The following is a 12,865-nucleotide window of genomic DNA, read 5'->3' as shown; positions in this document are numbered from 1 at the left end:
AGAGTTAGGTTAATGTATATATTAGGGATCTCAGCTTTTTATCATGATAGTGCTGCTTGCTTAATTAAGGATGGAGAAATTTTAGCAGCGGCTCAAGAAGAACGCTTTACCAGAAAGAAGCATGATTTTAGTTTTCCGACTAATTCAATAAATTATTGTCTTTCTGAAGCGAATATTCAACCTAGGGATTTAGACTATGTTGGTTTTTATGATAAACCGTTTCTTAAGTTTGAGCGCATTTTAGAGACTACTCTTACTTTTGCTCCAAGTGGTATAAGACAGTTTTTACAAGCCATGCCCTTGTGGATAAGAGAGAAACTTTGGACAAAGGACTCTATTTACAAGAATCTTCTTGGTTTTAATGCTGAGATTATTTTTAGCCAACATCATGAGGCGCATGCAGCGAGCGCATTTTATCCTTCGCCATTTAAGGAGGCAGCATTTTTGACAATGGATGGTGTTGGAGAGTGGGATACAGCAAGTTTTGGCACAGGAAAAGATAATGATTTTAAGATTGAGCGCTCCTTAAGATTCCCGCATTCTCTCGGGTTGTTATATTCAGCATTTACCTATTATACTGGTTTTAGAGTCAATTCCGGTGAATACAAATTAATGGGCCTTGCTCCTTATGGTCAAGCAAAATACGTTAATCTAATTCTTAAAGAATTGATTGATTTGAAGCAGGATGGTTCGTTTAGACTAAATATGAGATATTTTGGTTTTTGCAATGGTCTGCGCATGATTAATAGAAAATTTGAAAAGCTATTTGGTGGCCCTGCGAGAAAACCTGAGACACTAATTAGAGAGCGAGATATGGACCTAGCTCGTTCTATTCAGGCGGTTACAGAAGAAATTATGTTACGTATGGCTCGTCACGTTCATAAGGTAACCGGTAAAAGAAAGTTATGTTTGGCAGGAGGCGTAGCCTTAAATTGCGTGGGGAATGGCCGGATTTTGAGAGAAGGTCCATTTGAGGATATCTGGATTCAGCCAGCAAGCGGTGATGCTGGAGGAGCATTGGGAGTCGCCTTATTAATTTGGTATAAATTTCTAAATAAACCTAGAAATACTTCAGGCAAAGATTCTCAGAAGGCCTCTCTTTTAGGTACTCATTTCGATGATGACCACATAGAGAATTTTCTTAGAAAAAAAGATGTCTCTTATATTAAATTATCGCCAGATGAATTGGTCGATAAGGTTGCTCAGTTGATTGCGGATGAGAAGGTTATTGGTTGGTTTCAGAATAGGATGGAATTTGGCCCAAGGGCACTTGGTTCGCGAAGCATTTTAGGAGATGCAAGATCTCGAAAGATGCAGTCCAAAATGAATCTTAAGATAAAGTTCAGGGAATCTTTTAGGCCTTTTGCGCCAACTGTATTGAAAGAGAAGGCGGGAGAATATTTTGAAATTGATAGAGAAAGCCCCTACATGTTATTAACTGCTCCGGTAAAAAATGACCATAGGTATTCCTTAAAGGAAAATGAAAAGAAATTAAAGGGAATTGATAAATTGAGGGTAATCCGTTCTGATATTCCTGCTGTTACTCATGTTGACTACTCGGCAAGGATTCAGACTGTTAAGCACGAGGATAACCCGATCTATTACGATTTAATCAATGCTTTTTATAAAAAGACAGGTTGCCCTGTTGTTATTAATACTTCATTCAATGTGAGAGGTGAGCCGATTGTATGTAGTCCACAAGATGCATTCAATTGCTTTTTGAGAACTGATATGGATTATCTAGTTATGGGTTCGTTTTTATTAGCTAAATCTGAACAGAAAACATCATCTCGCAAGATTAAGCCTCTTAAGTATGCGGAATTAGATTAAATGAAGCAAGACACTAAAGACTTAAAACTATTTGGTTTGGCTTTAACAGTTGCAACTTCGGTTATTTGTATAAGATTATTTCTCAAGAATAATATCGTTGGTTATTATTTAATTCTAGCGATTTCAGCAACTTTATTCACTCTGGCAATATTAAGGACTGCTTGGTTAGAACCACTATCCAAAGTATTCAAGGGTTCATTCCATTTCATAATGAGCATATTGACAATCACTGTATTAACCTTTCTCTATTATTTGGTAATTACTCCAATAGGATTATTCTCACGTTTTCTAGGAAAAGACTTCCTACAACTTAAAAAGTCTAGGCAATCTAGTTACTGGGTTAAGCCAGAGCAAATTAGTAATAGGGAAGATTATCTTAGGCAATTTTAGAGAGTTTCATTAACAAGCGATAATAATATGAGTAATTCTAATATAGCCAAGGCTTTTTTAAATATCTATGATTTTTTCTTAAATCTATATTCTATTTTTTTTGTTAGCTTAATTTTTACCGATTACTCATTCGTTCTATTAAAATTTCATAATAAATTTAGTCTTCCTTTTGAAGATATTTCTAATATATCCGTTCAGACGATAATACTTATATTCTTGTTGGCAGTAAGATACCTTATACATAAAGACTCCTTCCTTGAGATTAAATTTATAAAGGCTATCAAAAATATTACCAAATTAAATGATAAGGTAATTTTAGTTTCAATTTTTAGTGCCTTCCTTATTATATTTCTGTCTATGGGCATCGCAAGACACACGGCTCTATCATCTGGTATGGATCTGACAGTGACCGATCAGGCAATTTACAATACTACAAAAGGAGATACTTTATTTTCATCATTAGATGGAAATATAAACCATTTAGGTGCACATTTTGAGCCTATTCTATTTTTAATCGTGCCGCTATATATGCTTTGGCCAAATGTAACTGTTTTGATATTTTTAAAATCTCTCTTTCTGGGCTTGGCAATATTTCCACTTTATTTAATTGCTAAGAATAGATTAGGTAGTCGAAGCTTGATATTTGCTTTCATTTTCGCATATTTTTTCTCTCGCTCAGTAAGAGGAATCGGTTTCTTGGATTTTCACACAGAAGCATTTTTAGTCCCTTTAGCATTTTTAAGCTTCTATCTTTTAATTAAAAATCGAATAAGTTTATTTATTCTGTCTCTTTTTTTTATGTTATTGTGCAAGGAAAATGTTGCCTTTATAATTATTGGTTTTGGAATTTTCATTGTCTTAGTTAAAAGGCAATATAAGTTAGGACTATTTTTATTTGTTTTAGGTATCAGTGCCTGGGTTTTATTAACAAGGTATATAATTCCTCATTTTGCAAATTCGCAAGATTATCCATATTTAACATGGTTACCATTTGGTAAGACTTATTTAGAGAATCTGAGTGCTGTTATAAAAAATCCGCACCTTTTAATAGAGCTCTTTTTGAGCAAAGAGAAGATTGTTTATTATCTTAAGCTATTTGGCCCCTTGGGATTCTTATCATTTTTAAGTCCTGGTTCTCTTCTTTTAGTTATTGTTCCTTTATTGACACATATTGCGGGAAGCCTTAGGCATACAGGGATGCAAACAATTAGCTCACATTATCCAGCACACACCATGCCGTTTATTTTTATTTCAGCGATATATGGTGTTGGTTGGCTGGTTGATCATTTATCGAAAGTCAAAAACTCTGGGAGTAGAAGAAAAAGTATTGCTTTCTGGCTTTCGATATTTATTATAACAGTCTCTTTATTATTCTTCGGAAAGAGTGACGGACATAAATTTGCAAAGTTTATTAGAGGCGCTGAAGAAATTCGTGCACAAGAGAAAATTTCGTATTTAAAACTTATTCCCAAAGATGCGTCAGTGTATACTGTGCATAATTTAGGTCCACATCTTTCTCATCGCAAATATATATATCTATGGCAAAGTTTAGAAAGCACTAAATTTATCACCGAATATATAGTCTTGGATAGGGAATTATTAGGATTAGATGAACATGATTTTTTTGCTATCTCGCAAGCCCTTAATAAAAAAGGCTATGAAAAAACTTTCTTTGATAGGTTCAATTCTTTCCATATATACTTTAATTCTAAAATCGAGAAATCGTTATTGGAGAAACAACCTAAGAAGATTATTTTTTTTGATGCAGGTTAAGCTAACAGATAAAAAGGGGAGGACAGTAATGGGAAAACTTTCTATCTTGAAAGAATTATGGCAGTTTATGCGCATCAGGAAAAGATATTGGCTTTTGCCGATAGTAATTGTACTCTTGTTATTTTCACTTTTAATTATTTTTACTGAATCGTCTGCAGTAGCGCCTTTTATTTATACCTTATTTTAAAAACATATGTTAAAGTTAAAATCCGAGAGAATAAGTTTTATCATTGTTTCGATTTTCCTTATATTTTTTGCTTTGGAGATATTCTTTGGGATTGTATTTTTCTTAAAAGACGCAAGGCATCAAATATTGTATCTTGAAGGAACAATAGATTATCCTTACCTTTATTATTCTTTTAAGAGCGATAAAAGTAACTTTATTAATGACGACGGATTATATAGCAAGAGTACAAGAATGAAGGACCCGCAAGATTACAGAATTATTTTAGCTGGCGGAAGTACGGCTCGCTCCAGCGCTGCTCCATATAAGGAAACGATTGCTTCTTATTTGCAAAAAGAGCTTAATAAAAGATTTAAAACTGAAAGAATAGAAGTAATTAATGCAGGAATATCAGGCTATGTTTTAGAGCAGGAATTTATTTTTATACAACTTCTGCTCCAACACTATAATCCAGATATGATTATAGGTTTAGACGGGTTTAATGATTTAGTGAGTTTTAAATTAAACAAGTATATCAAATGTGTCTCTCTTCCTCATAATTGGAGAGACATAAAAGTGATTCAAAGAGGTAAGGCAGAGAGGAAGTTTTACTTTCGCCTTAAAGTATTGTTTAGAAATTTAGTCAGGGCATATGAATTCGCCAAGACTGTTGCAAAGGGTGAAAGCTCTTATGATTATAGCAGTGTAACAGATAAAAGAATAGAAGAGGTCTCTGGGGCCTACGTTAGGATATTGGAGGATATACATGATTTCTCTGCCTCAAAGAATATAAGATTCTATACTTTTTTGCAGCCTGCAAAGTGGTATGTTCCCAATGGCTCACCTGTAAGATTTGACGCAATACCTGAGTTAGCTAAACTGTATAGAAAATATGATGAGAAAGTAAAGGGCTTGCCCTATGGTTTTTCTTTAACATCTATATTTGAAAATAACCTAGATCTTTACACAGACGATTGTCATGTTATCCCTGCAGCTAATTCCGTCTTTGCTAAAGCCATGGCTGATTTCCTAGAGAATAAACTAGTCAAAGATGCTAAATTTAAACACCTTATTCTTAATAATAGATAATTTATTATTATAAGAGCCTAGGTTACGAGTAGGAAAAAGGTAAAAAGAAGGGAGATTAATAATACTATATTATTAAAACACAACGACGATATTATACATCTAATGATGAAATAAAATCTCTCGCATTTACGCATTAATTATATAAATGCATTTCCAATAGGATCAATTCTTATCCAAGAAAAAGAATAAGAATGTTAATAAAAAAAATTTACGAATTAATACCTTTTAAAAAGCAAATATACTCATTTATTAAATTATTTTGGATACCTCCTGAGACTATATTCAAACATTTGTATTTCAAAAGTAAAATTAGAGTTAAAATTAATAAAACATCTTTTTTTATGCAGCATTACGGATACGCGATAGAAAATCAAGTATTTTGGAAGGGATTAGAAGGCTATGAGAAAACTTCAATGGATATCTGGATCAAATCTTGCAAAAAATCGAAAGTGATACTCGATATTGGAGCAAATACCGGTATTTATTCATTAGTTGCAAAAACTATAAATCCTTTAGCAGAAGTTTATGCCTTTGAGCCTATTCCTAGAATATTCCAAAAGTTGCAATATAACTGTCAACTTAATAACTACAATATATATTGTCAGCCTTACGCTCTTTCTAATTCAAACGGAAAAGCAGTCATTTCTAATACATCGGCAGAAAACAGTTATCCAGCAACATTAAGTAAAAATTTAGATTATTCTAATAGTAAAATTGTAAAGACTACGATTCCGACACAAACGCTTAATAGATTTATAGAAGAAAAGCAATTAACTCGTATTGATTTAATAAAAATTGATACTGAAAGCCATGAATTAGAAATATTAAAAGGATTTAAAAATCTAAATGAGTTTAGGCCTATTTTACTTATTGAGATTTTTTATAAGGATATTGCTCAAAATATAAAAAACTTATTAAAGAATTATATCTACCTCAATGCTGATAGTTATAATTATATTTTTATTCCAAAGGAGAAAGCACAAAATTTATTACCGAATATATAGTATTGGATAGGAAATTGTTGGGATTAGAAGAGTGTGATTTTTTAACAATTTCGGGAGGACTAAAGAGAAGGGATATAGAAAGACCTTCTCAAATAATAATTATTATTTTTTCTATATACTTTAATTCTAAAATTGATAGGTCCTCAGCAATATTTAAGGCTTAAAACATTTTCTAGAAATAAATTTAAGGGAAGATAAATGTTTGAAAAAAGCACAAGAGTATTACTAATAAATCCTCCTGAGAGTTCTCCGGGAAGGTCTACCTCTGCCCCCTTGGGCTTGATGTATATAGCCGCTGTATTGCGCCAAAATAATATCCCGGTGCAAATACTGGATGCTTTTTTGGACGGCTGGGATTCAATTTTAAGAAAGATTAGAGAATATCGACCGGATATTGTCGGAATAGCCTGTCCTACTTATGCGCGTATCCAGGCCATTAAAGTCGCGAAAATTGTTAAAGAAAATTTCACGGATGTCATTGTTATATTAGGAGGACATCATCCAACCTTGATGGGGCAGCAATTACTAGATAATTATCCCTTTGTTGATATGGTTGGCATAGGTGAAGGTGAATATCTTATGCTGGATTTATGCCAAGGCAGGAGGCTGGAAGATATATTAGGATTGGGTTTTAAAAAGAATAATAAAATTATTATAAATGAACCACGACCTAATATTGAAGATCTCGATGTCTTACCAATGCCTGCCTGGAATCTTATTGAACCGAGAAGATATGGTACTCACAATAATTTTGTCTATGAGGGGGTAGATCTTTCTAAAGAAGCAGGCGCAGGAATTTTATTTTCTCGAGGATGTATAGGTAGATGTAATTTTTGTTCAAATCGCCTTATGTGGAAGAAATGGAGACACCGCTCTGCAAAAAAAGTAGTTGATGAAATTGAATTTCTAAATAGAACTTATAATATCCGATGCTTCCAGTTTAATGATGATTGTTTCTCTGTAGATAGAAAAGCAACAATTGAATTCTGCTCTGAAATAAGCAAGAGAAAATTAAGAATTCTGTTTAGGATTATTACCAGGGCAGACTGCGTGGATGAAATTATTATTAAATCCCTAAAAGAAGCTGGCTGTTATTTAGTTCAGCTTGGGATAGAAACAGCATCACCGAAATTATTAAAAATAATGCACAAGCCCATAAATCTAGAGGTTTCGGCTAAAGCAATTCAGCTCATAAATTCATTTAATATAAGGAGCGTTACCTTGCTTATTGCTGGTTCTCTTGGCGAGAACTGGCAGACTATCAATGAGACTATAGATTTCTTAAACCGTACTAATCCTACTGATGTAGAAGTGGCTAATGGAATAATGTTATTTCCCGGAACAGAACTATACAGTATTGCAAAGCAACAAGGCGCGATTGATGATAGTTTCTGGTTAACTGATTACACCTGGAAGATATATACAAAAGAAAATTCACGTTTAACACTTAATATTTTTACGGCAGCAATACAAAAGCGGAAAAAAATATCTAGGTTTTTCTTTCTAAATATGTTGCATTCTAATAAATTTATAATAAAGGAAATTGAATATTTTTTTAAAGATATTTTAGAAAAGAGCGGCATTAGAAGAATAAAAAAGAAAAAAAATAAGGCAAAAGTACGCCGTTAGAGCTATTGCTGCCCAAAGCTATATATACAATATTTTATTTTGAAAAATGACTAGGCTATTGATTAGCGTAATTATTATTACCTATAATAGATCTTTTGTCATAAAAAGAGCCATAGAAAGTGTTTTAAAACAGACTTATAAGGATTTAGAAATTATTTTAATCGACGATGCCTCTTCTGATAATACCCATGAAATAATAAGCTCTATTACTGATGATAGAGTAAAATTAGTGCGCCATGATAAAAATAAAGGAGTTGCCGTTTCAAGAAACACAGGTTTAAAAAATTCAAAGGGAGAATTTATTACTTTTTTGGATGATGATGATGAATGGCTACCCGAAAAACTCCAAACCCAGTTAGATCTGTTCAAAAAGTTAAATTCTGATGTTGGGTTGATATATACAAATGGATTTAGTGAGGATGAAGGGAGAATTTTTATCACCGAGAGAATCAATTCAAAAGTCATTTATGATCCAAGCAAGGATAAGTTTTTTCCATTAAGAGTTTTAATTACTCCTCCTTCAAGTTGGATGCTGCCGATGGAGGTAATAAAAAGAATCGGTTATTTTGATGAAGCTATGTATAACAATTGGGATGATGGCGATTATTTTGTAAGAATAGCAAGAAAGTATAAGATTTATTTTTTAAATAAAAATTTAGTAACATGGCATATTTTAAAGAGCCATGTTAACATGGTGACCCCAGAATTAATAAAAGGCAAAGAGGTGTTTCTGAAAAAGAATTTTGAGCTTCTAAAAAAAGATAAGGGATATCTTTTTAGATTTTACCGAACAATGGGCAAGGATTCCTTGAAGTTGGATAAAAAGAGAGCACGTTACTATTTATTGAAGGCATTATGCTTGCGAACATTTGACCTTTCAGTTATTAGCAAAATTGCAAGGACATTTGGATAGAAGTCTAGAAGCAAAGTTAATGAAAATTAATAATTAATTAAAGGGACTTAGGAATGTTTATTTTACTTTTAATGAACTTAATTGTAGGAACAACCGCGTTTTTATCTCTTAAGTATTTTTTCTTTTTTAAAGAAAAATGCGACTACATCATAACTTTTTTTATACTTTTTTTTACGCAAATTGTTCTAAGCCAGCAATTATTAGGCATAGCAAATGTACTTTACTTAGCTAATGTCATTCTTTTAAATTTAGGTATTCTATTTACTGTTTTTATCATAATTAAAGTTAAAAACATTAAACCAAGAAATAATTTAGGATTTAAATTTACATTTGTCATAGATAATCTAACCTTTAATAAGATAGTACTTTTCTCTTTAGCGGTTATTTTAGGTTTTGGTTTAGTTAAGATTGCAATTAATTTAGTCAATCCTCCTTTTGGTTGGGATAGCCTTAATTATCATTTTAGTTTTCCGGTAGAGTGGCTAAAACAGGCAAATTTAGCCAATCCTATAAGTATTTCTGGTGATCCAGCAGTATCTTATTATCCTATAAACGGTAGTCTATTTTTCTTATGGTTTATATTTCCACTCAAAAATGTATTCTTAGCCGACCTAAGCCAGGTTCCTTTTTTTATTATCTCATTTCTGGCGGTTTATTCTCTAGCCAAAAAATTAGATTTATCAAAAGAATATGCCTTTTTTTCTGCCTCACTTTTTATCTTGATTCCCAATTATTTCAAGCAGCTAGAGATTGCCTATATAGATGTTATGGTTGCTTGCATGTTTTTAGCTACGCTTAATTACATATTCTTATTATACAAAGATAGCTCTTGGAAAAATATCATCCTGTTTAGTCTTAGTCTGGGGTTGATGGTGGGGATTAAGAGTACGGCAATTACTTTTACCTTGCTACTATTTATACCATTTCTATATTTTTGTTTTAGTAATTTTGAGCTTAAAAAAGCATTTGTATTAATTTGTCTAAGCGTTTTTCTGATAATACTTATAGGTGGATTTGGTTATATTAGGAATATTATTCAGACCGGCAATCCTTTATACCCCTTAAATCTTAAATTATTCGGGCGGACAATTCTTAAAGGAGTTGTTGATAATGCAATTTATCGTACGGCCACTCGGCCAGGAGATTTTAGTTTAGTAAAGATGCTATTTTCAGAAGGCCTTGGCGCACAGACCCTATTGTTTGTAATGCCGGCTATTTTTTTAGGATTACCTACAGCCTTAAGAAAAAGAAAAAAGGATTTGGATTTCAATCTTATTTACTTTATGATTTTACCGCTCCTTTTATTTTTATGCCTTCGTATCTTAATACCCTTGCCAAATTTACGCTACATTTATGCCTTATTTGCAATAGCTCTTATAATCGCTTTTTATACGATTAAGAACTTAAAATTGCCAAAACCATTATTACCAATTTTGATAGTAATATGCTTATTAGCCTCTATTGCAGAATTGGCTAGCCACCTTGAATTAATTATGTCTCTTTTGCTTAGTTTGGTATTCTTTGCTATATTGCTTATCATAAAGAGACTTAAAAGGATTAAGATAACCTTTAAAACAATTATTTGTCTTTTTCTGACGTTAGGTTTGTTATTTGTCTTTTTAGAAAAGGACTATATCAAAAATGAACACCAGCGTTATGTAAAAATGGTAGACTATTCTGGTTTTTGGCCAGATGCAACCCATGCCTGGGCCTGGCTTAACCAAGAAACTAGCGGCAATAATATTGCCTATATAGGAAGGCCGGTTCCTTTTCCTTTATATGGAAGTTATTTTAAGAATAATGTTTATTATGTATCAGTAAATGAAGTTGAGCCAGCCATGTTACATTATTTTCTAAATTCCAAATATATCTGGGGGCATACTGATGAAGGCACATTTAGGAATTTTGATGCACCGGGTAATTATAGAGGAGGAGCTAATTATAACATTTGGCTTAAGAATTTGTTGGCGCATGGCACTGATTATCTGTTTATTTATTCTGAACTTCTTACAGATAAAATCCAGTTTCCTATAGAAGAAAAATGGGCGAGTAATCATCCTGAGGAATTTTCCTTAGCATTCATTAATGATACTATTCGTATATATAAAATAATAAAGTGAAAATATCTGTTATTATTCCAGCTCATAACGAGGCAGCTTCTATTTCTGATACCATTGAGCAGTTAGAATCTATCCTGAAGTTAGAGCATGAGCTGTTAGTAGTTAATGATCATTCCACAGATGATACTATTAATGTGGTTCAGGAGCAGTCTAGAAAATTTCCTAATGTTAGATTAATACACAATCATAACCGGGCTGGATTTGCCAATGCACTGCGGACAGGATTTAATGCCGCAAGCGGTGAATTAATTGTTCCGGTAATGGCCGATCTTTGCGATGATCCTCAGACAATAATTAAGATGTACGAAAGGATAGAACAAGGCTATGATATTGTCTGCGGTTCTCGTTATATGCAGGGAGGCAGGAAAGTCGGCGGACCAAAATTAAAGACATTTTTCTCGAGGTTTGTAGGATTAAGCTTATATTTGTTAATTAAAGTATCTACGCATGATATTGCTAATTCATTTAAGATGTATAGACGTGATGTTTTAAAATCTTTTGAGTTGAAGGCGAGCGGTTTCGAGATTTCAGTAGAGATACCGCTCAAGGCATATTTTGCCGGTTTTCGGATTAGCGAAATTCCTACCACTTGGATAGATAGAAAAAAAGGAAAATCTAAATTCCTGGTGGCAGAGCAGGGTTTAGTTTATTTAAAACTATATCTTTGGGCTCTAATAAAAGGACTAAAAACATGTCTTTTAAAGAAAAAATAATCTCAAGCTCTGTTAGGCTATTATATTGGTTAATTATTATTCTGCCATTTGTCGGAAGTTTTTCATCAGCTGCAGTAAATATAGTTGTTGGCTGTTTAGTATTTACTTATATCTTTAAAAAAATCCTATCAAAAGATTATCGGTTGGTAAAGACAGTAATTAGCATTCCGTTTTTATTTTTAATATTAATCTCTGTACTTTCTATAAAAAATAGTACTGATTTATCCGTAAGCATCCATGGCTTACTTAAATTGTTAAAATATGGATTATTGTTTCTGATTATTTGTGAAAGTGTTGTCGATGTCAAACACATTAGAAAAATTATAACTTCTTCTGCTCTTGGGCTTCTTTTTGCCTCTCTGGATGCTATTTATCAATTGCATTTTGGCAAGGATTTTTTTAGAGGATTTCCGTTAGAGTTTACTATTGTTTTGCCGCGAGTAAGGGCGGCCTTTCCACATCCCAATGTTTTTGCTATCTATTTAATTTTGTTGCTACCCCTCACTATTTCTGTTGGGCTTTACTTTTTTAAAAACAGAAAGCGATTATTTTTTACAATAGTCTCAATTCTTTCGTTTTTCTCTCTTGTATTTACCTTTTCGCGTGGTGGAATGATAGGTTTTATTGTTGCAGTTATCTTTATTGCTATTTTACAGAAAGACAAGGCCTTGTTAATATTGTTTGTTTTAGCATTGTTTATTGCTCCTTTGATGCTACCGGCAGGTATTAAGGATTGGGCCAAGAATAGGAGTTCGACATGGGAGGTCTTACTAAATGCAGAAAGGATATACATCTATAAGAGTTCATTAAATATGATAAAAGATCACCCTTTTATCGGAGTCGGGGTTAATACCTTTTGCCTTAACTACGGGAAATATAAGTCCGTTCAGTCATATGGCAGGACGCAAGAAGATAAGTATTATGCCCATAATAATTTCCTTCATATGGCAGGAGAAATTGGACTTAGCGGTTTAGGTATTTTCTTTTGGTTATTATTTGCCTTATTTAAAAAAGCAACAACGATATATAATTCTTTAATGAAAGGGCATTTTTTAAAGATTTGTCTTCTAGGCCTAAGTGCCGGTATAATTGCCTTTTTAATTAATGGCTTAACCGAAAGTAGCCTTTATTATTCCAAGGTAGCGACATTATTTTGGTTTCAAACAGGATTGTTGATGGGGATATTTAAAGTTAGCGAAAAATCCTTAAAGGAAGGTGAAAGATATGAAAAAGACAGATAA

At 32.8% G+C, this 12,865-nt stretch carries 11 protein-coding genes; all 11 read left to right on the top strand.

Going from position 1 to position 12,865, the window contains the following annotated elements; translation table 11 throughout:
* Positions 1 to 12 precede the first annotated feature (12 nt).
* Complete coding sequence (locus KJ593_05990) at positions 13 to 1,830, top strand: carbamoyltransferase (protein ID MBU2541431.1); 1,818 nt, start codon at positions 13 to 15, stop codon at positions 1,828 to 1,830.
* Positions 1,831 to 2,220, top strand: coding sequence for a hypothetical protein (locus tag KJ593_05985; GenBank protein ID MBU2541430.1), 390 nt, complete (start codon positions 1,831 to 1,833; stop codon positions 2,218 to 2,220). It begins immediately after the preceding gene.
* 27 nt (positions 2,221 to 2,247) lie between these two features.
* A complete protein-coding gene (locus KJ593_05980; GenBank protein MBU2541429.1) occupies positions 2,248 to 3,993 on the top strand; it encodes a DUF2079 domain-containing protein in 1,746 nt (581 codons plus the stop codon).
* A gap of 28 nt (positions 3,994 to 4,021) precedes the next feature.
* Positions 4,022 to 4,180 carry a hypothetical protein gene (locus KJ593_05975; GenBank protein ID MBU2541428.1) on the top strand — a complete coding sequence of 53 codons (159 nt, stop codon included), beginning with the start codon at positions 4,022 to 4,024 and terminating at the stop codon, positions 4,178 to 4,180.
* A gap of 6 nt (positions 4,181 to 4,186) precedes the next feature.
* Entirely contained in the window at positions 4,187 to 5,245 is a 1,059-nt protein-coding gene (locus tag KJ593_05970; protein MBU2541427.1) for a hypothetical protein, read from the top strand.
* Positions 5,246 to 5,436: 191 nt separating this feature from the next.
* Positions 5,437 to 6,249 (top strand): FkbM family methyltransferase, encoded by an 813-nt coding sequence (locus KJ593_05965; protein MBU2541426.1) that lies wholly within the window; start codon positions 5,437 to 5,439, stop codon positions 6,247 to 6,249.
* A gap of 198 nt (positions 6,250 to 6,447) precedes the next feature.
* Positions 6,448 to 7,878, top strand: a complete 1,431-nt coding sequence (locus KJ593_05960; protein ID MBU2541425.1) for a B12-binding domain-containing radical SAM protein — start codon at positions 6,448 to 6,450, stop codon at positions 7,876 to 7,878.
* 46 nt (positions 7,879 to 7,924) lie between these two features.
* On the top strand, positions 7,925 to 8,791 hold the full coding sequence (locus KJ593_05955; protein MBU2541424.1) for a glycosyltransferase family 2 protein: 867 nt from the start codon (positions 7,925 to 7,927) through the stop codon (positions 8,789 to 8,791).
* Positions 8,792 to 8,862: 71 nt separating this feature from the next.
* Positions 8,863 to 10,911: a hypothetical protein gene (locus tag KJ593_05950; protein ID MBU2541423.1), complete on the top strand. Its 2,049-nt coding sequence runs from the start codon at positions 8,863 to 8,865 to the stop codon at positions 10,909 to 10,911.
* Positions 10,908 to 11,624 carry a glycosyltransferase family 2 protein gene (locus KJ593_05945; protein MBU2541422.1) on the top strand — a complete coding sequence of 239 codons (717 nt, stop codon included), beginning with the start codon at positions 10,908 to 10,910 and terminating at the stop codon, positions 11,622 to 11,624. Before KJ593_05950 ends, KJ593_05945 begins: the two co-directional genes overlap by 4 nt.
* Entirely contained in the window at positions 11,603 to 12,865 is a 1,263-nt protein-coding gene (locus tag KJ593_05940) for an O-antigen ligase family protein (GenBank protein MBU2541421.1), read from the top strand. Before KJ593_05945 ends, KJ593_05940 begins: the two co-directional genes overlap by 22 nt.

It is taken from the genome of Candidatus Omnitrophota bacterium, assembly GCA_018830005.1.
In the GTDB taxonomy this organism is placed as follows: domain Bacteria; phylum Omnitrophota; class Gorgyraeia; order JAHJTE01; family JAHJTE01; genus JAHJTE01.
This window is presented reverse-complemented; position numbering and strand designations above follow the sequence as displayed.

Coding starts and splice junctions, on each gene's coding strand:
- KJ593_05990 (MBU2541431.1), top strand. CDS start 13: ATGTATATATTAGGGATCTCAGCTTTTTATCATGATAGTGCTGCTTGC.
- KJ593_05985 (MBU2541430.1), top strand. CDS start 1,831: ATGAAGCAAGACACTAAAGACTTAAAACTATTTGGTTTGGCTTTAACA.
- KJ593_05980 (MBU2541429.1), top strand. CDS start 2,248: ATGAGTAATTCTAATATAGCCAAGGCTTTTTTAAATATCTATGATTTT.
- KJ593_05975 (MBU2541428.1), top strand. CDS start 4,022: ATGGGAAAACTTTCTATCTTGAAAGAATTATGGCAGTTTATGCGCATC.
- KJ593_05970 (MBU2541427.1), top strand. CDS start 4,187: ATGTTAAAGTTAAAATCCGAGAGAATAAGTTTTATCATTGTTTCGATT.
- KJ593_05965 (MBU2541426.1), top strand. CDS start 5,437: ATGTTAATAAAAAAAATTTACGAATTAATACCTTTTAAAAAGCAAATA.
- KJ593_05960 (MBU2541425.1), top strand. CDS start 6,448: ATGTTTGAAAAAAGCACAAGAGTATTACTAATAAATCCTCCTGAGAGT.
- KJ593_05955 (MBU2541424.1), top strand. CDS start 7,925: ATGACTAGGCTATTGATTAGCGTAATTATTATTACCTATAATAGATCT.
- KJ593_05950 (MBU2541423.1), top strand. CDS start 8,863: ATGAACTTAATTGTAGGAACAACCGCGTTTTTATCTCTTAAGTATTTT.
- KJ593_05940 (MBU2541421.1), top strand. CDS start 11,603: ATGTCTTTTAAAGAAAAAATAATCTCAAGCTCTGTTAGGCTATTATAT.